Origin of the sequence: Pseudomonas sp. PDM30 (assembly GCF_019218985.1) — a bacterium.
Classification (GTDB): domain Bacteria; phylum Pseudomonadota; class Gammaproteobacteria; order Pseudomonadales; family Pseudomonadaceae; genus Aquipseudomonas; species Aquipseudomonas jessenii.
Genome location: NZ_JAHUWM010000006.1, coordinates 276164 through 298300, shown reverse-complemented (window position 1 = coordinate 298300; position 22137 = coordinate 276164). Strand labels below are relative to the sequence as shown.

Genomic DNA, 22137 nt, shown 5'->3' with positions numbered 1-22137 from the left:
GCTCGCTCCCACAGGGTTCACCGCAATCCCTGTGGGAGCGAGCTTGCTCGCGATGAGGCCATTATTTTCGCTACAGAAACGTCGCTTGATCAGACCCAGGCCACCGCCAACAACCCCGCCCCCAGCACCACACACAACGGCGAGTAAACCCAGGTGTCGAGCCGGGCAAATTTCGAGCCTTTGACCTCTTTGAAAAAGCCCACCAGATCCGAATCGCCAATGGCCCGGGCAAACAGCAAGATCGCAATCGCACTGAGCACCCACTGCAACGACCAGTGATGCAAGGGTGGCAGGCACCAACCCACCCGCAAGCACACCAACACGGCAATCAACAGCAACAGCCCGGCCACCACCAGCGTGATCCAGCCTCGCGGTTTAAACGCCGGTCGCAGTTGCGCGCTGCCCGCCTGCGGTACTTGCGGGACCGCCGCCACCGCCGCCCACTCGCCACCCAACGCCCAATACACATGCACCAGACTGATCGCGGCGAAGATCGTCACCAGCGATTGAGCCAACACCAGGGTCATGGTTCAGAGATCCTTGAAAGGGAAATGAACTGAACATTGTAGGAGCTACCGCAGGCTGCGATGTTTTGATTTTGCATTTCCATGACAAAGATCAAAAGATCCCGACCTGCGGCAGCGCCTACAGGGCGGCGGAGACTTTATCCGCCACGTCCTTGGGCAGCCAGGCCCGCCAGACGTCCGGATGGGCCTTCATGAACGCCTCTGCCGCCTGGCGCGGCGGTGTATGTTTCTCGCTCATCTCGGCCAGGGCCTTGTTCAGCGGGTCGATCGGAAAGTCGACCTTGGCAAAGAACTCGGCAATCTGCGGATATTGCTTCTGGAAGGGGGTGGACACACCGATCGACAGCTTGGAGGCCAGGGAACGGGTCGGCTTAGGATTGGGGTTGTCGGCGTCGGTCAGGGTCTTCCAGGCTTCGGCGTCGAACGGTGGCTCTTCGAGTTGAATCAGCTTGAAGCGGCCGAGCAACGGCGTGGGCGACCAGTAGTAAAACAGCACCGGCTTGCCACGATGAATGGACGAACTGATCTCCGCATCCAGTGCCGCCCCCGAACCGCTGCGGAAATTCACGTAGCTGTCTTCCAGCCCATACGCCTTGAGCTTCTGCTTGTTGACCACTTCCGAGGTCCAGCCGATAGGGCTGTTGAGGAAACGTCCCTTGGTCGGGGCTTCCGGATCCTTGAACACGTCTTTGTAACGCGGCAGGTCGCTGACACTGCGCAGGTCCGGCGCCAGCGGCTTGATGCCCTTGGCCGGGTCGCCCTTGATCACATATTCCGGCACCCACCAGCCTTCGGTAGCCCCCTTGACCGTATCGCCGAGGCTGACGACCTTGCCTTCGGCTTCCGCCTTGACCCACACCGGGCTGCGACCGGCCCACTCTTCGCCAATGACCTGGATGTCATTGTTGGCCAGCGCGGTTTCCAGAGTGATGGTGGTGCCCGGCAACGTATCGGTCGGCAGCCCGTAGCCCTTCTCGACAATAATGCGCAGGACATCGGTAATCAGGCTGCCGCTTTCCCAGTTCAGGTCGGCAAAGTGGATCGGCGCCTGGGCGGCAGACACCGGAGCGGGCGTCGCCAGCAAACCGAAAGTGGCCAGGACCGCAGCCAGCAACCGTCGAAATCCGTTCATGCTTTTGCACCTCGTGCTGTTCACAGCAATAGCAGGGTGGCCTGGCAGCAGACCGCGAAGCCTCTGAATACTCAGTTCATTGACTGTAGTAGAGGTTCCCGTTTTCGAGGTGCGTGGATCAGTTTTCGGAAATTTCCTGCAAACGCATCAGCTCTCGCCTGACCATGCTGGCGTATTCCGCCGGTTGCAGTTGATAAAGCTGTGACGCCACCCAATTCAGCCAGGCTCCCTGCAGAATGGTCTTCTGCCCGAACAGCCGCCGCGCTTCGTCTTGAGCACTGGCCAGGTTCTGTTCGTGGAAATCGGCGCGGGTCAGGATCATCACTCGCTGGCCTTGAAGGTCACCAGCTCGCCCTTGCGCCACTTGGCCGCTTTGGCGGTCACGGCCTTGAGGGTCTTGGTCAGGCCTTCCTGCAACTGTTGATGGGCAGCGAACACCATCACCACGCTGTGACCTTCCTTGAACACGATCCCCTGACCGTCGGCTGTGGTCACGAAGGCGTAATCGCCTATTCCGTAGACCGTCAGCTTGATGTCGCGGAACTTGATGTCCAGCTTGCCACCTTCACGGCTGGGCAGCACGGACGCGCTGAAATGATCGCCGACCTTGAGCTTGAGTCCGGGCTTGTCGTCCACAACCAGGGCTGACTCGGTATCGATTTCGGCAATGTAAATGCCTTCTGCGTTCTGTTCGGTGATGTAAACGAAACGTGACTGAAACTGCTTGACCAGCTTTGCACGCAAATCACCCAGCACGAACAAAGCATGCATATCGAGATTACTTACTGCCAAGGAAACATCCCCACATCTGAATAATGGTGCCGTGCGCGAAAAATGAACGCACAGCCAAAAAAGCGGCAATGCCGAAGGTGTAGCCAAAGAACCCGGGTTGAGGTCCTGAATGAGCAGTGCACTCATTCATCACGAAGCTTGAGAAGACTACTGGAACGTCACTCACGTCGTCCTGACTGGCGTTCGTCACAGGTTGAAGGAAAACACCCTTCCTGCTGCCAGAAAATTATGGACTATCAACTTCGGGGAAAAATCTCATCAAGAAAAAAACTTTTCCTACATATCGTCCGCAAAAAATTGCTTTAGATAAACGTCATTCACCCACCAGTGAGGGTGATTCTAGAGCAGCGATGCTCTTGGAGACTAGCCAAAACGACGTACATACGTCGGTAAACAATGAAAAGGACTTCATATGTGCACGCTGACCCACTTTGCCTATCCCTTGGTGCCTGACTCGAAAACAGCACCAACCCCGCACCCGACACGGTTCTGCCTCCATGAACCAGCTCCCGATGCCTCGACCCGCCCGCGATTTCAAGTGGTAATGGCGGGCATTGCCTTCTTTCACATCAAGGATATTTCTACAGGCTGCGTAAGAGGTTTCCGAGCCAATCATAACGAAGCCTGTGCCCTCGCCCGGTTTCTTGAATCACACGGTTGACTAGCCCACCGCACTCACTTCCATCGACGTTTCGTCTGCCCGTCGACTTATCTCAGCCGTCGACGGGCAACTACTGCCATACTGCCCGCCCAATAAAACGGATCCGCAGAAAATCGGGTGCGTTGACAACAACAATGTATTTCCAAGGGAAGTCGGCAACGTGACGGAATTTGATATCGGCGAGTTTTTTATCCGGGGTGAAGCCAGAGAAGTCGAAGGTGAATTCCAGGCCGTGATTGTCATGCGGGCCAAACCACCGCTCAAGACCGTGACGTATCACCAGGTCGAAAAGGATCGCTGGTTCAAAACCCCGGATGTCGCCGCCATCGCGGCCCAGGAATCGGCCAGGGAACTCAAGGCCGCGGTCGATGCGGGCGCATTGAAAGCCTGATGGTCGGGTTGGCGGTCTATGCTCATTGTTGCACTTGAACATTGCGATCGAACTCCACCGGTGCGGCGCCCTCGAATCCAGGGTGCGCCTCGTCCCTCGACCCGACCGATGACCTGCAAGGAGATGAAGATGGAATCACCGACCCATGACTTGAAAGGCCTGTTCGACCAACTCGGCCTGGACTCCAGCCAGAAAGCGATCGACGACTTCATTGCCGGCCATTCCCTGCCTGACGACAAGAAACTCATCGACGCCGAGTTCTGGTCACCGCAACAGGCCGGCTTCCTCAAGGAACAACTGCGCGAAGACGCTGACTGGGCGCGGGTGGTCGACGACCTGAACCTGCGCATGCACCAGACCCACTGACAACTTCAATGCAGGCTGCCAGGACTTTCGGCGCTCAATTGCGCCAGCCAGGCAGCCTTGCACTCCTCCGCTTCGTCGCGACTGGAGAACGCCGTGCCCCGGCGCTCGCCATTGAGCAACACTACCCAGCAAACCTTGCGTCCCATGGAACGAAGACTGGCAGGTACTCCGCTGCCGATCATGACCGCGACATCAACTTTGCCTTGCATGCTGCCCCCGAACTTCATTAGCAACCTAATTAGTAGATATGTTAATTAGTTTTTCAGCGAGGAAACAGCAAAACCCTGCACAGGTTAATTGCAGAACTTGCAACAATCACCCGGCAGCACGGCGTTTCTAGCGCGGTTTTTCCGGTTTGTAACCCAGGCGCAGACCACCCCAATGCCGGCCCTTGAGCATGATCGGCACCGAAAGATCGTGCATCAACTCTCCGGTATCACGGGTATAGGTTTGCAGCAGTACGGCCTTCTGATGGCTGCCGCAGCGGATCCCGGTGCGGTCAGCGAATTTGCGTTTGGTCCGGTTCTGCAAGGCATCGACCTGCGCGTCCCCCGTCAGCGGCTGGCTGAACACCTTGTTATGGGTCGGCACATAACCCTGTTGGGTGCAGGCGATGGCGAATACCAATCCTTCGTGACGCGGTAACAACGGTTCTTGAATCGCTGGCAAAACTTGATCGGTGTAACGGTCGAAACGCGTCTGGTACTTGGCTGGGCTGGTGTTGGGGATGACCTGGTAATTACGGTCGAACAGATCGTCGAGACTGATTCGACCGGCATCGATATCCGCTTCGAAACGCGCTGCAATCTGGCTCGCGGCGTCTCGGGCCAGGTCATAGATCCGCTGGTGATAGTCATCCAGCCCCACTTCGGCAAGACGCTCACTGATGGTTTCGGCTTGCCCTTCCATTTGCACCGCCGCATGGGCCAGGCGCTGAGTCTGCTGGTCGCTGACCACCAGATCGCTGCGCATCTGTTCGATGGCGTGAAACAGGCTGTCGAGTTGTTCGCGGTTGGTGTCTGCCCCTTGGGCGATCTCCCCGACCTGGGACTCGACACTGGCCGCGAGACGGGCAATGTTCTCCAAATGTTGCCCCGTCCGCTCTACCTGCTCCACACCGGAGTCAAGGTCGCTGGACAGCTGGCGGATCTGCTCCACCACCTGCGCCGTGCGATGCTGGATGTCGGCCACCATCTCGCCCACCTCCCCCGTGGCGGTTGCCGTGCGTGCGGCGAGCCCGCGAACCTCGTCGGCCACCACTGCAAACCCGCGACCGTGCTCCCCTGCCCGCGCCGCTTCTATCGCAGCGTTCAATGCCAGCAGATTGGTCTGGCTGGCGATGGATTGAATCACCAGGGTCACTCGCTGGATATCGTCGCTGCGCAGGCTCAAGGCTTCGATCAGTTCACGGCTGTTGCTGGCGCGTTGGCTGAGCTGATGCATGCGCGAAATGGACTCGATCAATTCCGTACGCCCGACCACTCCGCTTTGATGAGCCTCGCTGGCGGCACTGAGCGCCTGGCGACTAAGCGTCGAGGTGGCCTGTTCGGTGGTGATCATGACCTCGGCATTGCTGACGATCTGTGCCGCCGACGTGAGCTGCGATTGCAGTTTGTCCGCCAGTTGCCGAACCGAAAACGCCACACCGGCGGCCGACAGTGCGTTATGGCTGGTGGTGCAGGAAAGATCGCGAGTCAACGCGCCGATGGCATCGGGGTTGTCGGGGCAAGCCGCCTGTGGGGTCGCGCGCGAACGCAAACGAGGCAGCCAGATAATCAATATGGCCAGGGGCAGGCCAAGGTAGAGCGACCCGTCGCCCAGTGTCATGCCACTTAACAACAGCATCAGGGCGATGCTTTGCAGCGTTGGCGTCAGCCAGCGGTTTTTCGGCAACAGCACCGGTGCGGGCACTGCCGCAACCAGAGACCCGTCTTGCGTCATCATCGTCACCCCGTAAAGCTTCTAATTGTTGTCTTCGCATTAAACGCCACCATAAAGCCATTATCCATGAGCCTTTAGTCGCGAACGTTGCAGCAGATCAATAGAAGAACCGGGAAATCGAAGACGGCAGAAAACAAAGATCGCAGCCTGCAACAGCGCCCTACTTCAATTGCGTAGGAGCTGCCGCAGGCTGCGATCTTTTCAAGGCAGCCCGGATTAACGGGGCTGCCCCACAGAATCAGGCCTGACGCTGGTGCTTGTCGATTTGCTCGTGACGTTCCTGAGCTTCGATGCAGTACTTGGTGGTCGGGCTGATCAGCAGGCGCTTGAGGCCAATCGGCTCGCCGCTGTCGTCGCACCAGCCGAAGCTGTCTTCCTTGATGCGTTCCAGCGCTTGTTCCAACTGAGGCAGCATGCGCTGGTCGCGATCGATCGCATTCACCAGCCAGGTGCGCTCTTCTTCGACCGAAGCCGCGTCTGCCGGATCGGCCGGGGTGTCCAGGCTTTCGATGGCGATGCGGTTCTGTTCGATGCGCTCATGGGTTTCGACTTTCATGTTCTGCAACAGCTCGGAGAAAAAAGCATGTTGCTCGGCATTCATGTAGTCATCCGCCGGCATGGCCAGCAACTTGTCCTTTGTCATTGATATCTCTATAAAAAAACGTGCATTAAGGCGAATTAGGGAGCGTTCCGGCAGGCCTGGGCAGGCCATCGGAAAGGCGCCGTTTGTTCCAAGCGCCACCCGGCACTCAATTTACGAGGGGCGGCAGTCTAAGGCCGACTTGAGGCCTCAGCAACTGAAAAGACAGCGAATTTGTCCGACAAAGCCCTGAAAATGCTCTACGGCAGGCTTTGAGGCGGTAATCGGAGTGCGTTTATAGCAAGAAATTCAATCGAGCGGCTGTATATAGATGACAAACGGCCTGGACCGGGCATTTTTCACTGTCATTTGCAGGGCTGCGAACCTCAGCTAAGGTTGTCCCTCCCGAAATGGCCATATAAAGGAAAGGACCATGAAGCTGATCGGTATGCTTGATTCGCCCTATGTAAGGCGCGCCGCCATTTCTGCCAAATGCCTGGGAATCACGCTGGAACATCAATCGGTCTCGGTGTTCCGCCACTTCGAACAATTCCAGCAGATCAACCCGGTGGTCAAGGCGCCCACCCTGGTACTGGATGACGGTGAGGTGTTGATGGACTCGACACTCATTATCGACTACCTGGAAACCCTGGCCCAAAAAAGCCTGATGCCCGCCGAACCGGGTCAACGCCTGCGCGCGCTGCGCCTGATTGGTCTGGCGTTGGCCGCCAGCGAAAAGTCCGTGCAGCTTTACTACGAGCGCAACCTGCGGCCGGCAGAGATTCAATTCGAACCCTGGGTGCAGCGGGTCGAAGGACAGCTGAAGGCGGCCTATTCAGCGCTGGAGCGGGAGCTGGAAAAGCAGCCGCTGAAGACTGACGGTCCGATTGAGCAGGACGGCATCACGCTGGCGGTGGCCTGGAGCTTCACCAATCTGGTGGTGCCGGACCAGGTGAGTGCGGCGCAGTTTCCGCGGATCGCAGCGTTCACGAAGTATGCCGAGGGACTAGAGGTATTTGTCAGTACGCCGATTGACTGACAGATTCGTTTTGCCTGATCTGCCGTCATTGCGAGCAAGCTCGCGCCCACAGTAATTTTCGTCGTACGCGGGCTTTGTGTTCGACATCAATCCGTTGTGGGAGCGAGCTTGCTCGCGATGGCGTCGTGTCAATCGACACATGAATTGCCTGTCAGCCCGCTATCGCAAGCTAGATGAAAGTTAATTTATTAAGTCGCGGGCAATTCTTGGCAAAATGCTCGCAACTTCGTATTGAACTGCTTATCAGGCCAGCCCTATGACCCGCATCTTGACCATCGAAGACGACGCCGTGACCGCCCGGGAGATTGTCGCCGAACTGAGTAGCCACGGCCTGGACGTCGACTGGGTCGACAATGGCCGCGAAGGGCTGGAGCGTGCGGTCAGCGGCAACTACGACCTGATCACCCTCGACCGCATGTTGCCCGAGCTCGATGGCCTGGCGATCGTCACCACGCTGCGGACCATGGGCGTGGCCACGCCGATCCTGATGATCAGCGCGCTGTCCGACGTCGATGAACGCGTGCGCGGCCTGCGCGCCGGCGGCGACGACTACCTGACCAAACCCTTCGCCACCGATGAAATGGCCGCCCGGGTTGAAGTCCTGCTGCGCCGGCAGAACACCGTGACCGCCCAGGCCACCACTTTGCGGGTGGCGGATCTGGAACTGAACCTGATCAGCCACGAAGCCAGTCGCGACGGTCAGCTGCTGACGCTGTTGCCCACCGAGTACAAACTGCTGGAATTCCTGATGCGCAACACCGGGCAAATCCTCTCGCGGATGATGATTTTCGAAGAGGTCTGGGGTTACCACTTCGATCCCGGCACCAACCTGATCGACGTACACATCGGCCGTCTGCGCAAGAAGATCGACCCGCCTGGCAATGCCCCACTGATTCGGACCGTGCGAGGCTCGGGTTATGTCATTGCCGAACCCGTCTAAAGGCTGGCGCTCTTCCAGCAGCCGTCTGCTGGCGCTCTACAGCTCGCTGTTCGTGATCTGGAGCGGGATTCTCATGGGGGTCATGTACTACGAGGTTTCCGCTTACCTGGACAACCTGGCCAAGCATTCGCTGATGCAACGCCAGCACCTGTTTTCACGCTTCTCCGGCGAGCAACTGGTGGACGCCCTCGCCGTCAGCATGACCTTCGACATCCGCGGCATCGACGCCTACGGCCTGTTCGATGCCCAGCACCATTACCTCAGCGGCGCCCTGCGCTACATTCCGAACGGCTTGCCACTCGATGGCAAGATCCACATGCTGCGCGATTGCGATGCCTCCGACGACAGCGACGAGCAGACGCTGCCCGCCGACAGTTGTGACGCCGTGGCGACCCGCACCCTCGACGGCCGCTGGCTGGTGCTGGTGCGCGACAACGGTTCGTTGTTTGCCGTGACCCGGATCATCCTTCACGCCTTGTTCTGGGGTGTGACCCTGACCATCGTGCCGGGCATCGTCGGCTGGTATTTGCTGCGCCGCCGCCCGTTGCGGCGCATTCGCGGGATTCAGGCCAGTGCCGAGGCCATCGTCGCCGGCGACCTGAGCCGACGCTTGCCACTGTCCAATCGGCGTGACGAACTGGACATGCTCGCCGCCATCGTCAACGCCATGCTCGAACGCATCGAGCGCTTGATGAACGAGGTCAAGGGCGTGTGCGACAACATCGCCCATGACCTGCGCACGCCCCTGACCCGTCTGCGCGCGCAGCTTTACCGCATGCAGCAACAAGCCGGCGAAGGCTCGCCGCAGGCCATGCAACTGGACCTGGTGCTGGCCGAGGCCGATACGCTGATGGCACGTTTCCGAGGCTTGCTGCGGATCTCCGAGCTGGAAGATCGCCAGCGTCGCTCCGGTTTCGTCCAAGTGGACCCGGTGGCGTTGCTGCAAGAACTGCATGAGTTCTACCTGCCCCTGGCGGAAGACGACGACCTGGTGTTCCAACTTCATCTGCCCGCGTCATTGCCACCCCTTAATGGCGACCGCGCGCTGATGTTCGAAGCGGTGGCGAACCTGCTCAGCAACTCGATCAAATTCACCCCGCCCGGCGGCGCAGTGATCCTGCGGGGGATCAATGATGGCGGGCACACGCGAATCGAAGTACTCGACTCTGGCCCGGGCATTCCCGAAGCGGAACGTGAAGCGGTGTTCCAGCGCTTCTATCGCGCCGAGGCGGGCAATCATAAAAGCGGCTTCGGGCTGGGGCTATCCATCGTCGCGGCGATTGTCAGTCTGCATGGGTTTACCCTGGAAGTGGGCAGCAGCGAACTGGGTGGCGCGCGGCTGGTGCTTGATTGTCGGGAGAGTCTGATTCCCCCGGCCTGATAAAAATCTGCCTGAACTGACACAAAACCTGTGGGAGCGAGCTTGCTCGCGATGGCGATCCGTCAGGCAATGATGATTCGCCTGACACTACGCTATCGCGAGCAAGCTCGCTCCCACAGTTGATTGATGTCGTACGCAGCATTTTTGCTCACTGGAATCCAGTGTGGGAGCGAGCCTGCTCGCGATGGCGGCGCCCGTTTAAAGCACATGTTTAACGGCTGTCAGCGTAACTTGATGAAAGCTACAACGCCTTGCGTCATTGCCTACGGGTACGCCAGAATCCGCCGGCTTACGCGTCTTGAGTCCGGGCATTATCGTTAGCCGGTCGCTGAAAAACAGCGATCGGGTTTGGTAGCCCGGAGTACTGCGCGTAGCGCCACTTCAAGCAGTTGCTGCTTTATGGTTGTCATGCGCAGGGCCTCTTTGGGGGCGCCGGTTCCAGTACTCCGGTCTACCAACCTGTGCATGGCCACCACCCTCGTTTGGTAGCGAAAGTGATGGCTCCAATTTTTACAGTACTGGAGTTCTATCGATGATCAAACCAACACCCAACCCCCCGGAAACAGATCCCGCCTCCCCCTACGAAAGCCCCGATTCAAAGCAATTCCACGAAGCCGCAGAATGCGCCCTCAATCACTACCTCAACCCCACCGCCAACATCATGGCCACGCCCCACAAACCGTCCACGATGTTCACCATCAACCCCGACATCGACACCGAAACCCTGCTGGCCCACGCCTGTGAGTCGCTGGCCTCAGCCAATGTGATGACCAACGATCTGGCGGGTTTTCTTGAGGGCTCGCACCGCAACACGCTGCTGGGTATTGCCCAAGTCATTATGCTGGGTGAACTGGCGGTAAACCGGGCGCTGGATCGGCTGGACCCCACCGATTAGCGGGTAACCCAATCAAACTCCTGCTCGCGATGGCGGCGGCACATTCAACATTTATGTAGCTGACACACCGCTATCGCGAGCAGGCTCGCTCCTACAGGGTTTGGTGCTTTACTGAAAAGACCCAGCCCCCAGCGAGCCATCACCATGAACCGCAACGACCTGCGCCGTGTGGACATGAACCTGCTGGTGATTTTCGAAACCCTGATGTTCGAGAAGAACCTGACCCGGGCCGGGGAAAAGCTGTTCCTCGGCCAGCCTGCCGTCAGCGCATCGCTGGCAAAATTGCGCGATCTGTTCGACGATCCGTTGCTGGTGCGCAATGGACGCACCCTGGAGCCGACCCTGCGGGCATTGCAGATTCTCAAGGAATTGCAGCCGGCGATGGACACCATTTCCGGGGCGGTCAGCCGGGCCAAGGATTTCGAGCCCTCCACCAGCCGCGATGTGTTTCGTATCGGACTGTCCGACGACGCCGAATTCGGACTGTTTCCGCCACTGCTCAAGCAGATTCGTGAAGAAGCGCAGAACGTGGTCGTGGTGGTGCGCCGGGTGAATTTCCTGCTGATGCCGTCGATGCTGGCCAGCGGCGAGATTTCCGTCGGCATCAGCTACACCACGGAATTGCCGGCCAACGCCAAGCGCAAGAAATTGCGCGACTTGAGCGTGAAGATCCTGCGCGGCGATGATCGTCCTGGCCCGTTGACCCTGGACGAGTTCTGCGAACGCCCTCACGCGCTGGTGTCGTTTTCCGGGGATCTGAGCGGCGCCATCGACAATGACCTGGCGCGGATCGGCCGTTCGCGCCGGGTGGTGCTGGCGGTGCCACAGTTCGCGGGGTTGCGGGCCTTGCTGGCGGGCACCGACATGCTCGCCACCGTGCCGGATTACGCGGCCAATGCGTTGATCGAAGGCAGCAGTCAGTTACGGGCGGACGATGCACCGTTTGATATCAACCTGTCCGAACTGTCGATGGTCTGGAACGGGGTCAACGATAACGATCCGGCAGAACGCTGGTTGCGCTCGAAAATTGCACAGCACATGGCGGCGCCACTATCGGGGCATTGATCGACTGCAGGAGCACCGGCTCGGACTCGCGCAGGTACACCGGCATGTCGGTCACCGGTGGCATGGCCGGAATCTCGAAGTACATCTGCACCACCCAGCCACGGTGATAGCTGGCGTGGTTGACCACGTGCATCAGCATCGCGCCGGCGCTCATGGTGCCGCTTTCGCCTGAGACAAAGGTGAATTCCAGGGGCTTGTCCAGGGAGGCATCGGTTTGCCGGGCACTCCAGTCGCAGTACCAGCGATCGATGTTTTTTTGCGCCATGCGCAGTTCGGACAGATCGGCATGCAGCAGGTCGTGTGAAGTCTTGAAGCCATGCCCCCGGCCTTCGAGGTGCGCCTGCCAGATGCAATCGACCACGTACACGTGATTGAGGGTGCCAATCATGTTTTTGAACACCGACACCCGTTCTTTTTTGACTTCGCCCGGAGGGAGCGCCGCGAGGCTGTCAAAGAGGCGCTGATTGGCCCAGCGCTTGTAATCGGCCAGCAGGCAGGCAGTGCGTACGGTGATCATCAGAGTTCTCCGATGGCAGTAAGCGCATCCCCTAGCATAGACCCGATGGCCACAAAGCAGCGCCAGCCCTGATCATCGGTCGTTCAGGTGTTTCACCACCAACTCGGCGAGCGCCAGGCAACTGGTCAGCCCCGGTGACTCGATGCCGAACAGATTCACCAGCCCCGGCACGCCATGTTCGGCGCGAGCGCTGATGAGAAAGTCGGCGCTCGGCTCTGTCGGCCCGCTGATTTTCGGGCGAATGCCGCTGTAGGCCGGTTGCAGGCTGTTGTCCGGCAACCCCGGCCAATAACGGCGGATCGCCTGATAAAACCCCTCGGCCCGATTGGGCTCGACGCGGTAATCAATGTGCTCGACCCATTCAACATCCGGCCCGAAGCGCGCCTGCCCGCCCAGGTCCAGGGTCATGTGCACACCCAGTCCGGCGCTCTGCGGGGCCGGATACACCAGGTGGCGAAACGGCGCCCGGCCGCTGAAACTGAAATAACTGCCCTTGCACAAATGCGCCCGGGGAATGAATGCCCCAGGCAGTCCGACGATGCTGCTCGCCACCTCGGGAGCGGACAGCCCCGCGCAGTTGATCAGTTCGCGGCAGCACAGCGTCATGGGTTGACTGCCGCCCATGTGCAGCTCGAAACCCTGTTCGATGCAACGGGCAGACAGCAGCGGCGTGTGCAAGGCCAGCGTGGCGCCGAACCTCTGGGCATCGCCCTGGAGCGCCAGCATCAGCCCGTGGGAGTCGACAATGCCGGTAGACGGCGACCACAGCGACGCGACGCAGGACAACGCCGGTTCAAGCTCCCGGGCCTGCGGGCCATCCAGCCATTGCAGGTCATCGACACCATTGGCACGCCCCTGCTGCAACAGGCGCTGCAAAGCCGCGTGCTGCTGCTCGTCGGTGGCCACTATCAGCTTGCCCACGCGCCGGTAATCGACACCGTGCTCATCGCAATAGGCGTAGAGACGCTGCTTACCCTCCACGCACAGCCGCGCCTTGAGGCTGCCGTCCGGATAATAGATGCCGGCGTGAATCACTTCTGAATTACGCGAACTGATGCCCGTGCCGATCCCCTCACTCGCCTCGACCACCAGCACTTCCCGCCCGTTCCTGGCCAGGGCTCTGGCCACCGCCAGGCCGACCACGCCGGCCCCGATCACCACGCTTTGAATATCGACGTTCAACGACCTTGCCTCCCTCTCACCCCGTTCCTCGCTAATGCCAGGGAACTCTCGGCGACCGTCACGCATCCTAAACTATGTGGTACTTACCTTATGCTTCATGCTGTCGGAGGACACCGTCATGCGCCGCATATTTATCATTTCTTCCCTGGTACTTTGTTTACCCTTCGGCTCGGCTCTGGCCGATGTGGATGCGGGTGACGTCGCCACTTCCGCCGGGGTTTCCGCCTCGCTGTACTCGACGTTCAAAGACGACAAACTCATGATTCCCGCCCGGGATGACGCTTCCAGCTTCGTCGCCAGCGGCGGTGCGATTCGTGGTGCTTACCTGGAGGCACTGTTGAAAAAGGTCCGCCAGGACAATCCCGCCCTCAACAATGCAAGCGACGAAGACCTGGCCCGCGCCATTCTCGTCCAGGACGGCGTTGCCACCGATCACTGAAGATCGTCATCGCCAGCGGTGGGGCTTGTGACACCGGGATAGCGTTTCCAGCCCTACCTGGCGTGCGTGCCAGTGGACAAACGTGCCCACCCGGCCACGATTTGGGCGTTGATACTCACCCCGCCGCACACCACGATCACCACGTCATTGGCGTCGGCAATCGCCGGGTGATCCAGGTAGGCAATCGCCAATGAAACCCCGCACGCAGGTTCGACCAGCTGACGCAAATCATTGGCGTAACGCACTACGCCCATGATCGCCTCATCATCACTGAGCACCACGCACTCATGGGGGAATTCGCCGATGTGCTTGACCGGCCAGGTGGCCACTTGTGCGGCGCCCAGGGACGTGGCGACAGTGTCGATTTTCGGCAGTCTGACCGGATGCCCGGCCGCCACCGCCGCGGCGAATGATGCCGCGCCTTCGGTTTCGCAGGCAACGATGCGGCAATCGGTGCGCCGATGACGAATCAGGCCGGTGAGCAGCCCCGCCAGCAAGCCACCGCCGCCCACCGATGTCACCAGCACATCCACTGGCGGGCAGTCTTCAAGGATTTCATCGACCATGGTGCTGTGCCCTTCCCACAACACCGGGTGGTCGAAGGCCGGCACAAATTCAGTGCGCGGGTCCTGGGCGAGTTCCCGCGCCCGTTGATTGGCTTCGTCCCAGACCTTGCCGTGCACGATCACCTCGGCGCCGGTATTGCTGATCCGCGCCCGGGTGCTTTGCGGGGTAGTGTGCGGCACCACGATGCATGCCTTGAGCCCCAGGCATGCAGCGGCCATGGCCGTGGCCAGTCCCGCGTTACCGCCGGAGGGACAGACCACCTTGCGCTTGCCCTGCTGCGCCGCCCGGCTGCACAGCAACCCGATGCCGCGTATTTTGAACGAGCCGCCAGGTTGCAGGTTTTCCAGTTTCAGCCAGATGCGGCGGGTCGGGGTCGACAGGCCAGGGTGCAGGATCAAAGGCGTTCGGATGTGAAGCATATGGGCTCCTGTTACACGCCACCGGCTCGTCGAGCTTGCACGAGCCGGCGGTGAACGGTCCTCTCTCCCAAGCTTAGTTCACCCGGCCTCGGGGCGACCGCCTCAGCGATAGCGCGGCGCCGCCACGGAGTTGCCAAACAACCCGGACAGCGTCTGCCGCTGGGCTTCGTAACGGTCCCACTGGCTGGCATCGTGCAGGCCGGGAATGGTCACCACTTCGCCGGCCGCCAGGCCAACGAGCGCGGCATCGACCATGTCTTCGGCCGACATCACGATTTCCTGCGGCAGGTTTTCCACCGGGTTGCCGGCCTCGCTCCAGAAATCAGTGGCGGTTGCCCCCGGCAACACAGCCTGGATGCGCACGCCTTTGTCCGCCAGTTCATGCTGCATCGACTGGCTCAGGCTCAAGACGAACGCCTTGGTACCGCCGTACACGCCGTTGAGGATTTCCGGGGCGATGGCGACGATGGAGGCGATATTGATCACGGTGCCAGTGCCCCGGGCGACGAAGCCCGGCACCACGGCATACGCCAGGCGCATCAATGCTGTCACGTTGAGGTTGATCATCGCTTCCATGTCGTCCACGGGACTTCCTAGCAGCGACATGACGCCACCGACTCCGGCGTTGTTGACCAACAGGGTGATGCTGGCATCGCTGCGCAGGATCTGTTCGACCCGCAGCGAATCCGCCTTGTTCTTCAGGTCCGCGACAACCACTTCCACGGTGCGTCCGGTCTGGTCGCTCAAATGATTGGCCAGGGCATTGAGCCTGGCCCGGCTGCGGGCCACCAGGATCAGGTCGTAACCCTGCCGGGCGAGACGATCGGCATACACCGCGCCAATGCCCGAAGAAGCGCCGGTGATCAGTGCAGTACCTTTGGATGAGAGCGCCATGGTGCAATTCCTCTACGGTGAGGCGAGAGATTCGCCGGGTGCAGACCGTTATAAAGGGACTTACGACTGTCTCAAATGACGTTTAAAGTACGTTTTTCAGACATGAGCATTTGAGGGCAGCCCCATGATCAACGTGGCGTTCGTGGTTTTCGAGGGTTTCCAGTCCATGGCGCTGGCCGCCATGCCGGTGTTCGAGTACGCCAATTTCAGTGCCGCAGAGACGCTGTATGACGTGCGCGTGCTGTCCGAAAACGGTCACACCCTGCGTGCCTCCGGCGGTTTGAGCGTCGGCACCGAGGCATTCGACAGGCGCGTGTTCGACACGGTGATCGTGGTCGGCGGCGACTCGATCATCGAACAGGCGCCCGAAGCCGTGCTGGATTACCTGCGGGCCAGTATCAATTCGGCACGCCGCACGGCGTCGATCTGCTCCGGGGCGTTCGTCATGGCCCAGGCCGGCTTGCTCGACGGACGGCGGGCCACCACCCACTGGGCCTACGCCCGGGAACTGCAGGCACGGTTTCCGGCGATCAAGGTCGAGCCTGATCGCATCTATGTGATCGACGGTTCGATCTGGACCTCCGCCGGCATGACGGCGGGCATCGACCTCGCCCTGGCCATGGTGGAAAAGGACCACGGCGCCGAGCTGGCCCGGGCCGTGGCGCAGAAACTGGTGATGTACCACCGCCGCGCCGGCGGCCAGTCGCAGCACTCGGCGCTGCTGGAGCTGGCACCGAAATCCGACCGTATTCAAACCGTGCTCGGCTACGCCCGGGAACACCTCGCCCAGCCTCTTTCGGTGGAGCAACTGGCGCAAGTGGCCAACCTCAGCCCCCGGCAGTTCAGCCGGGCATTTCGCGCCGAAACCGGGCAATCCCCGGCCAAGGCCATCGAGAACCTGCGTCTGGAAGCGGCGCGACAGATGCTTGAACGCGGACGCCTGACCCTCGACCAGATCGCCCAGGAAACCGGGTTCACAGACCGCCGTCGCATGCGCGAAACGTTCCTGCGGGTGTTCGGTCAACCGCCACAGGTGATTCGGCGCAATGCGAGAGCGGAGGAGTTTGTGTAGGCGCCGGCTCGCCGGTCATATCCTCTGAAGCCGGTGTCGAGTCTTCAAACGCCTTCGCTGGCAAGCCAGCTCCTACAATGAAGGGAGGCACTTTCGCGTGTGAGGCACTTATGAAAATCTCGGCCAGACTGGCGTTTTTCGCCGTGGTCAGCACCCTCGCCTACCTTGGCCTGGCGATCTGGGGAATCGGTGGATTCGCGGCTTATTTCAGCCACGGTTCACTGCTCGTCATTGCCCTGGCCACCCTGATCATGGCTGTCGCGTCTCTGTTCACCGAGGTCAACCTGAGTTCGGGGGAACGCGAAGACCGGGCCAACCGCTGGGTCATTCCGGCCTTCGGGGTGATCGGGTTGCTGAGCGGCTTTCTGCCGGCCTATACCGACCGCATCGATTTCTGGACCTTTGGCGGTGAAGGCGTGCGCTGGCTTGGGGCGCTGTTGTTCATCGTCGGCGGCGCGCTGCGGTTGTGGCCGGTGTTTGTGCTGGGCAAGCGCTTCAGTGGGCTGGTGGCCATTCAGCCGGGCCATCGACTGGTCACCGAGGGAATCTACCGCAACCTGCGCAACCCCAGTTATCTGGGGATGATGGTCATCGGCATCGGTTGGGCACTGGCCTTTCGTTCTGGTGTCGGGCTGATATTGGTGGCGCTGACGCTGATCCCGCTGATTGCGCGCATTCACTCGGAAGAGGCCTTGCTGAGGGCGCAGTTCGGCAGCGAATACGAGGCCTATTGCGCTCGTTCCTGGCGGTTGATCCCCGGGCTTTACTGAAGAAACGCAGGCCCCTGTGGGAGCGAGCTTGCTCGCGATAGCGTCTACCTGTTTGCTATTGATTTGACTGGAAAACTGCTATCGCGAGCAAGCTCGCTCCCACATTAGACGGCGTGCAGGCGCAGACCTGCGGCATCCACCAGAACCCGCACCGATTCATAACTTGCCAACGTCGCATGCAACGTCTCGATCGGCTGCTCATGGGTCGCCGTGACAATCATCAAGTCCGCCCCCGCCGCCTCAGCCGCCAGAATCCCCACCGTGGCGTCCTCAAAAACCAGGCACTGCTCAGGCTCGACGCCCAAGCGCCGGGCCGCGAGTTTGTACCCCGCCGGATCGGGTTTGCCGACCGTGACGTCCTCGGCCGTAATCATGACGTCAGGCTCCGGTATCCCCGCCGCCGCCATCCGCCGCAACGCCAGTTCCCGCGGGGCGGAAGTGACGATGGCCCATTGGCCGGCTGGCAAGGACCGCAAGAATTTCGCCGCGCCAGCCACTTCCAGTACCCCGTCGACGTCGACGACTTCCGCTTCGGTAATCCACGCGGCTTCGGCCTCGGCATCCACCCCAGGCAAGTCCAGGCGCCTGATGGTGTCGATGGCGCGGGCACCGTGAATGGTCGGCAGGAAGCTGTCGACATCGACACCATGGCGCACCGCCCAGGTGGTCCAGACCCGCTCGGCGGCGGCAATGGACGTCAGGACGGTGCCGTCCATATCGAACAGAAAGGCTCGGTAAGTCGAGTTGAATACAGAGTGATCGGACAAGGAAAAGAACCTCGCAGGTGCCGGACGGATTTGCCCGGCAATGTAGCATCTGCGCGCAGGTCAGTTGAGTCGTTTGGACTTGAAGGTCTGGCCCACGCAATCGAGCAGCCCGCCAATCATCCAGGGTTTCTTGATGAAAGAGACCGCGTGCCGCACGCCTGCGCTTTCAGGGGTTTCGAAACCGGACATGATCATGATCGGCTTGTCCGGCCAGCGATCGCCGAACTGGTTGGCCAGGTCCGCGCCGTTGAGCGTGCCGGGCATGGTGATGTCTGTCAGCAGCATGCCCACCTGTGGCGCATGCTGCTCCAGATAAATCGCTGCCGCGTCCGCGCTGATTTGCGGCTCGACGACAAAACCTTCCTCCTGAAGAATTTCACAGAGAAACTCCAGGATCAGCGGGTCGTCCTCAACCACCAGAATCAACCCGCCAGGAAGATCCCCACCCGCCGTCGGTACTCGACTCATGACCGTGCCGCTCCCTGATTGCCTCGATGATTTCGCGGGTTCTGATCCGCCACCTAAAAGGTATGAGCAGCGGAATCGGTGGAAATTCATTTTTGATACAGCAGATCGACAATAGGAAAACCTGTGGGAGCGAGCTTGCTCGCGATGGCGGCGTGCCAGTCAACAGGGATTCGACTGTCAGGCCCTCATCGCGAGCAAGCTCGCTCCCACAGGTTTTGTGTTGCCTTTGATTATTGCGACATGGCGTCTTTGCTCATGCTGTCCTTGGACATGGCATCTTTCTTCATCGCGTCCTTGGACATTGCATCCTTGGACATGCCGTCTTTGGACATGGCGTCCCTGGACATCGAATCGGTCTTCTTCATCGCATCCTTGGACATGGCGTCTTTGGACATCGAGTCCTTGCTCATGCTGTCCTTGCTCATGCTGCCGTTATCAACAGCAGTAGCGGCAAACACAGAGGCAGCACCAACGGCCAGGCACATGGACAGAACAACAGTGGTCAACTTTTTCATGATGGATCTCCTTGGAGCACGGGTTTGCGGACGGTGAATGTTTCGCACGTTCATCAGCTGCCACCGAACCAGTTGTAGCCCTGGTCTTCCCAGTAGCCGCCGCTGTAGGTGTTGCTGACGAAAATCGCCTGAATGTGTTTGGGGTTCTTGTAGCCAAGCTTGGTGGGCATGCGCAGCTTCATCGGGAAGCCGTATTCGCGCGGCAGCACCGCGCCGTCCCAGGTCAGCGCCAACAGGGTTTGCGCATGCAGCGCGGTGGCCATGTCGATGCTGGTGTAGTAGTCGTCGGCGCATTTGAAACCGACGTATTTGGCATCGGTGTCGGCGCCGATGCGCTTGAGGAAATCGCTGAAGCGCACGCCGCCCCAACGCCCGATCGCGCTCCAGCCTTCGACGCAAATGTGCCGGGTGATCTGCTCGGTCTGGGCCATGGCCCTTAGCTCTTCGAGGCGCCAGCTGCGCTTGTCGGCGACCAGGCCGGTGACTTCCAGACGATAGCCCTCCTCCTCCACCGTCGGCGCTTCGTCGATGCCGTAGAAGGCATTGAAGGGAAACGGCCGGGTGATCATCGATTCGGGATAGGTCGGCGCCATCGCGTTGGGGTTGAACAGCCAGCCTTGCACCCGGTCGTTGAAGCGCGACATGGACGACAGCGCAGTCTCAACACTGTCGTTGTCAGTGATGTTGCAGCCGGACAGCATCGCCACGCCGCCAAGGGTCAGGCCGCGCAACAGGAACGAGCGGCGCGAGCGGTCCTCGATCTGTGGCGCGAGGATCTTGCGGGCATCGGTGAGGATCGAATCCTCGTCCAGCCCGGCTACCTGAATGCGCTTTTTCATACCTGCTCCTTGTGGCCGACGATCATGGCCCACAGCGTTTTTGGAACCAGTGCGACCATCACCAGATGCACCGCCACGAAGGCCACCAGCAATGCCATGGCGAAGAAGTGCACGCGGCGTGCGCCCTCGTAGCCGAACAGCAACTCACGCAGCAGCGGAAACTGCACCGACTTCCACAACACCAGCCCGGAGAGCACCAGCAGGAGGATGTCGACCATCACGAACAGGTATGCAAAACGCTGCACCTGGTTGTAATGATTGAGGTCGGCGTGCCCGAGTTTTCCCCGCAAGGCGGCCCACAGGTCGTGCAACACGCCTTTGGGCGAGACCGGGAAGAAACGCCGCTTCAGGCGCCCGCTGAACAGGTTGAAGGCCAGGTAAATCAGACCGTTGATCGCCAGGAACCACATCGCCGCGAAGTGCCATTGCAGCGCGCCTGCCAGCCAGCCGCCGAGGGTGATCGAATTGGGAAAGCTGAAATCGTAGAGCGGCGAGGCGTTATAGATGCGCCAACCGCTGGTGACCATCACCAGCACCGCCAGGGCGTTGAGCCAATGGGTCAGCCGCAGCCAGCGTGGATGGCTGGCATTGGGTGAAGCAGTTGTCTGCGACATGTCCGGCTCCCGTTTGTTGTTGTTCGTTGGAGCCGAGTATGGAAGCCGGAAGATCGCCAAATCCTCACGCAAAGTTAAATTAAACGTGATAACTCTCGGGACACGCGCCCCGCTTTCTGCCTCCCGACAATCAACCTCGTCATCAACGGACTTGAACGGCGCGTTGCGACATGACAGCATTCGCAACTGCAACAACTTCCCATTTGCGAATTATCTTCGTTCGAGGTTTCGTCGTGTCGGGCCAGTCCGCTTCGTCCCTTTCCGAGCTTTACCGTGGGCATCACGGCTGGCTTTTCGGCTGGCTGCGTAAAAAGCTCGGTTGTCCCGAAAACGCGGCTGACGTGGCCCATGACACCTTCGTCAAATTGCTGGGCCTGGACGTGCTGCCGACGTTGCAGGAGCCGCGGGCCTATCTGCTGGTGGCGGCCAATCGCCTGTTGATCAATCAGTACCATCGCCGCCAGGTCGAAGCGGAAACCCTGCGCAGCATGGCTGTCCTGCTTGATCAACAGACCCAGCAAGGCCCGGAACGGATCAACGCGATAAACCAGTTGCTCGGTAAAGTCCTGCTGCTCTTGTTGGAAGAACTGGAGGAGAAACCGCGCCAGGCGTTCCTGATGGCGCGTGTCGATGGCTGTTCTTATGCCCAGATCGCCAGGCACCTCAAGGTCTCAGAAAGCAGCGTCAAGCAGTACCTGGCCAAGTCGCTTGCGCACTGCCACGCCCGTCTGTTCGACGCCCTGCCCGATGGATTGAACGATGACTGACGGCCTTGTTCAGGAGCAGATCCGCGAGCAGGCGGCACTGTGGCTGGTGCGTCTGGACGAGAACCCGACGACTGCCGAACTGGCCGAATTCAACGCCTGGCGGGACGCGGATGCACGCCATGCGCAACTGTTCGAACAACTCCAGCAACTGTGGCAATCGCTGTCACCGCCCACGAAAACCCGGCCTCGTCGCGCGCGCCTGATTGGCGCAGCGCTGGTGTTACCGGCGGCAATCGCCCTCGCCCAGTTCCTGCCGGTGCAAACCTGGATCGCGCCCGGCACGCAGGCACCGATGTCGCCCCGCGCCCAACTGATCTTCCATGACAGGCCCTTGCCCGAGGTACTGGCCGAAATTGAACGGCATCGTCGGGGCATTATCTGGGTGTCGGATGCGCAATTGCAGGCCCTGCGCTTTACGGGCGTGCTGCCGGCACAAGACAGCGATGCCGCGCTGGCGTTGTTGCAGGCGGCCTTGCCGATACGCATCGAGAGTTACAGCCAATTGCTAATCCAGGTGCGCAAACGCTGAGTCTCTGGAAAGAGCCTCGAAAAAAATCTTCAAGACAACTGCCCGATTTCATTTCAGCCCGGTCATTG

General features: G+C 60.2%; 29 protein-coding genes. 13 read left to right on the top strand and 16 right to left on the bottom strand.

Annotated elements, in window-relative coordinates:
• Positions 1-89: 89 nt before the first annotated feature.
• The 4 genes from KW840_RS16720 to KW840_RS16705 form a co-directional block, all read right to left on the bottom strand.
• Positions 90-527 carry a DUF3995 domain-containing protein gene (locus KW840_RS16720; protein WP_090456439.1) on the bottom strand — a complete coding sequence of 146 codons (438 nt, stop codon included), beginning with the start codon at positions 525-527 and terminating at the stop codon, positions 90-92.
• 118 nt (positions 528-645) lie between these two features.
• Positions 646-1659, bottom strand: a complete 1014-nt coding sequence (locus tag KW840_RS16715; protein ID WP_218496363.1) for an ABC transporter substrate-binding protein — start codon at positions 1657-1659, stop codon at positions 646-648.
• 118 nt (positions 1660-1777) lie between these two features.
• Positions 1778-1981 carry a hypothetical protein gene (locus KW840_RS16710; RefSeq protein WP_218496362.1) on the bottom strand — a complete coding sequence of 68 codons (204 nt, stop codon included), beginning with the start codon at positions 1979-1981 and terminating at the stop codon, positions 1778-1780.
• Positions 1981-2451 (bottom strand): hypothetical protein, encoded by a 471-nt coding sequence (locus KW840_RS16705; protein ID WP_007986246.1) that lies wholly within the window; start codon positions 2449-2451, stop codon positions 1981-1983. Before KW840_RS16705 ends, KW840_RS16710 begins: the two co-directional genes overlap by 1 nt.
• 412 nt (positions 2452-2863) lie before the next feature.
• Here KW840_RS16705 and KW840_RS28540 point away from each other — a divergent pair, with 412 nt between their 5' ends.
• The 3 genes from KW840_RS28540 to KW840_RS16695 all read left to right on the top strand — a co-directional run bounded on the left by KW840_RS28540 (position 2864) and on the right by KW840_RS16695 (position 3869).
• On the top strand, positions 2864-3112 hold the full coding sequence (locus KW840_RS28540; RefSeq protein ID WP_090456444.1) for a hypothetical protein: 249 nt from the start codon (positions 2864-2866) through the stop codon (positions 3110-3112).
• A 160-nt stretch (positions 3113-3272) separates the two neighbouring features.
• On the top strand, positions 3273-3503 hold the full coding sequence (locus KW840_RS16700) for a hypothetical protein (protein WP_007973761.1): 231 nt from the start codon (positions 3273-3275) through the stop codon (positions 3501-3503).
• A 129-nt stretch (positions 3504-3632) separates the two neighbouring features.
• Positions 3633-3869: a DUF2789 domain-containing protein gene (locus tag KW840_RS16695; RefSeq protein ID WP_007973758.1), complete on the top strand. Its 237-nt coding sequence runs from the start codon at positions 3633-3635 to the stop codon at positions 3867-3869.
• Between the two features lie 5 nt (positions 3870-3874).
• On the opposite strand, the gene KW840_RS16690 is transcribed toward KW840_RS16695, so the two are convergent.
• The 3 genes from KW840_RS16690 to KW840_RS16680 all read right to left on the bottom strand — a co-directional run bounded on the left by KW840_RS16690 (position 3875) and on the right by KW840_RS16680 (position 6453).
• Positions 3875-4078, bottom strand: coding sequence for a hypothetical protein (locus tag KW840_RS16690; protein ID WP_150815150.1), 204 nt, complete (start codon positions 4076-4078; stop codon positions 3875-3877).
• A 127-nt stretch (positions 4079-4205) separates the two neighbouring features.
• Positions 4206-5429, bottom strand: a complete 1224-nt coding sequence (locus KW840_RS16685) for a methyl-accepting chemotaxis protein (protein ID WP_371318474.1) — start codon at positions 5427-5429, stop codon at positions 4206-4208.
• A gap of 619 nt (positions 5430-6048) precedes the next feature.
• The gene (locus KW840_RS16680) at positions 6049-6453 is read right to left on the bottom strand and encodes a TraR/DksA C4-type zinc finger protein (protein WP_007935965.1); all 405 of its coding nucleotides are present in this window, start codon (positions 6451-6453) and stop codon (positions 6049-6051) included.
• Between the two features lie 370 nt (positions 6454-6823).
• On the opposite strand from KW840_RS16680, the gene KW840_RS16675 reads away from it, so the two are divergent.
• The 5 genes from KW840_RS16675 to KW840_RS16655 all read left to right on the top strand — a co-directional run bounded on the left by KW840_RS16675 (position 6824) and on the right by KW840_RS16655 (position 11710).
• Positions 6824-7429, top strand: coding sequence for a glutathione S-transferase N-terminal domain-containing protein (locus tag KW840_RS16675; protein WP_218496361.1), 606 nt, complete (start codon positions 6824-6826; stop codon positions 7427-7429).
• Between the two features lie 256 nt (positions 7430-7685).
• Entirely contained in the window at positions 7686-8369 is a 684-nt protein-coding gene (locus KW840_RS16670; protein ID WP_090456447.1) for a response regulator transcription factor, read from the top strand.
• The gene (locus KW840_RS16665; RefSeq protein ID WP_218496360.1) at positions 8347-9750 is read left to right on the top strand and encodes a HAMP domain-containing sensor histidine kinase; all 1404 of its coding nucleotides are present in this window, start codon (positions 8347-8349) and stop codon (positions 9748-9750) included. The genes KW840_RS16670 and KW840_RS16665 overlap by 23 nt, the downstream gene beginning before the upstream one ends.
• A gap of 532 nt (positions 9751-10282) precedes the next feature.
• Positions 10283-10645 (top strand): DUF6124 family protein, encoded by a 363-nt coding sequence (locus KW840_RS16660; protein WP_218496358.1) that lies wholly within the window; start codon positions 10283-10285, stop codon positions 10643-10645.
• A gap of 144 nt (positions 10646-10789) precedes the next feature.
• The gene (locus KW840_RS16655; protein WP_154862318.1) at positions 10790-11710 is read left to right on the top strand and encodes a LysR substrate-binding domain-containing protein; all 921 of its coding nucleotides are present in this window, start codon (positions 10790-10792) and stop codon (positions 11708-11710) included.
• Here the strand turns inward: KW840_RS16655 and KW840_RS16650 are convergent.
• Both KW840_RS16650 and KW840_RS16645 read right to left on the bottom strand, forming a co-directional pair.
• Positions 11631-12227 (bottom strand): DinB family protein, encoded by a 597-nt coding sequence (locus KW840_RS16650; protein ID WP_090456455.1) that lies wholly within the window; start codon positions 12225-12227, stop codon positions 11631-11633. The two genes, KW840_RS16655 and KW840_RS16650, sit on opposite strands and share 80 nt — an antisense overlap.
• Positions 12228-12299: 72 nt before the next feature.
• Positions 12300-13409 carry an NAD(P)/FAD-dependent oxidoreductase gene (locus KW840_RS16645; RefSeq protein WP_218496356.1) on the bottom strand — a complete coding sequence of 370 codons (1110 nt, stop codon included), beginning with the start codon at positions 13407-13409 and terminating at the stop codon, positions 12300-12302.
• Positions 13410-13527: 118 nt separating this feature from the next.
• On the opposite strand from KW840_RS16645, the gene KW840_RS16640 reads away from it, so the two are divergent.
• Positions 13528-13848, top strand: coding sequence for a DUF2388 domain-containing protein (locus KW840_RS16640; RefSeq protein ID WP_090456459.1), 321 nt, complete (start codon positions 13528-13530; stop codon positions 13846-13848).
• A 53-nt stretch (positions 13849-13901) separates the two neighbouring features.
• On the opposite strand, the gene KW840_RS16635 is transcribed toward KW840_RS16640, so the two are convergent.
• Both KW840_RS16635 and KW840_RS16630 read right to left on the bottom strand, forming a co-directional pair.
• Positions 13902-14834 (bottom strand): pyridoxal-phosphate dependent enzyme, encoded by a 933-nt coding sequence (locus KW840_RS16635; RefSeq protein WP_090456460.1) that lies wholly within the window; start codon positions 14832-14834, stop codon positions 13902-13904.
• Between the two features lie 102 nt (positions 14835-14936).
• A complete protein-coding gene (locus tag KW840_RS16630; protein WP_218496354.1) occupies positions 14937-15728 on the bottom strand; it encodes an SDR family oxidoreductase in 792 nt (263 codons plus the stop codon).
• A 124-nt stretch (positions 15729-15852) separates the two neighbouring features.
• Here KW840_RS16630 and KW840_RS16625 point away from each other — a divergent pair, with 124 nt between their 5' ends.
• On the top strand, positions 15853-16800 hold the full coding sequence (locus tag KW840_RS16625; RefSeq protein ID WP_218496352.1) for a GlxA family transcriptional regulator: 948 nt from the start codon (positions 15853-15855) through the stop codon (positions 16798-16800).
• Between the two features lie 110 nt (positions 16801-16910).
• Entirely contained in the window at positions 16911-17570 is a 660-nt protein-coding gene (locus tag KW840_RS16620; RefSeq protein WP_218496350.1) for an isoprenylcysteine carboxylmethyltransferase family protein, read from the top strand.
• Between the two features lie 104 nt (positions 17571-17674).
• Here the strand turns inward: KW840_RS16620 and KW840_RS16615 are convergent, their stop codons facing one another.
• The 5 genes from KW840_RS16615 to KW840_RS16595 all read right to left on the bottom strand — a co-directional run bounded on the left by KW840_RS16615 (position 17675) and on the right by KW840_RS16595 (position 20773).
• Positions 17675-18337, bottom strand: coding sequence for an HAD-IA family hydrolase (locus tag KW840_RS16615; RefSeq protein ID WP_218496348.1), 663 nt, complete (start codon positions 18335-18337; stop codon positions 17675-17677).
• Between the two features lie 60 nt (positions 18338-18397).
• Entirely contained in the window at positions 18398-18805 is a 408-nt protein-coding gene (locus KW840_RS16610; protein WP_150815275.1) for a response regulator, read from the bottom strand.
• 230 nt (positions 18806-19035) lie between these two features.
• Entirely contained in the window at positions 19036-19320 is a 285-nt protein-coding gene (locus KW840_RS16605; RefSeq protein ID WP_218496346.1) for a pentapeptide MXKDX repeat protein, read from the bottom strand.
• A gap of 53 nt (positions 19321-19373) precedes the next feature.
• Positions 19374-20159: a molybdopterin-dependent oxidoreductase gene (locus tag KW840_RS16600; protein WP_090456473.1), complete on the bottom strand. Its 786-nt coding sequence runs from the start codon at positions 20157-20159 to the stop codon at positions 19374-19376.
• Entirely contained in the window at positions 20156-20773 is a 618-nt protein-coding gene (locus tag KW840_RS16595; RefSeq protein ID WP_218496343.1) for a cytochrome b/b6 domain-containing protein, read from the bottom strand. The genes KW840_RS16600 and KW840_RS16595 overlap by 4 nt, the downstream gene beginning before the upstream one ends.
• A gap of 233 nt (positions 20774-21006) precedes the next feature.
• On the opposite strand from KW840_RS16595, the gene KW840_RS16590 reads away from it, so the two are divergent.
• Together KW840_RS16590 and KW840_RS16585 are read left to right on the top strand one after the other, a co-directional pair.
• Positions 21007-21540: a sigma-70 family RNA polymerase sigma factor gene (locus KW840_RS16590; RefSeq protein WP_218496341.1), complete on the top strand. Its 534-nt coding sequence runs from the start codon at positions 21007-21009 to the stop codon at positions 21538-21540.
• Complete coding sequence (locus KW840_RS16585; RefSeq protein WP_218496338.1) at positions 21533-22069, top strand: DUF4880 domain-containing protein; 537 nt, start codon at positions 21533-21535, stop codon at positions 22067-22069. Before KW840_RS16590 ends, KW840_RS16585 begins: the two co-directional genes overlap by 8 nt.
• The last annotated feature ends 68 nt before the right edge of the window (positions 22070-22137 follow it).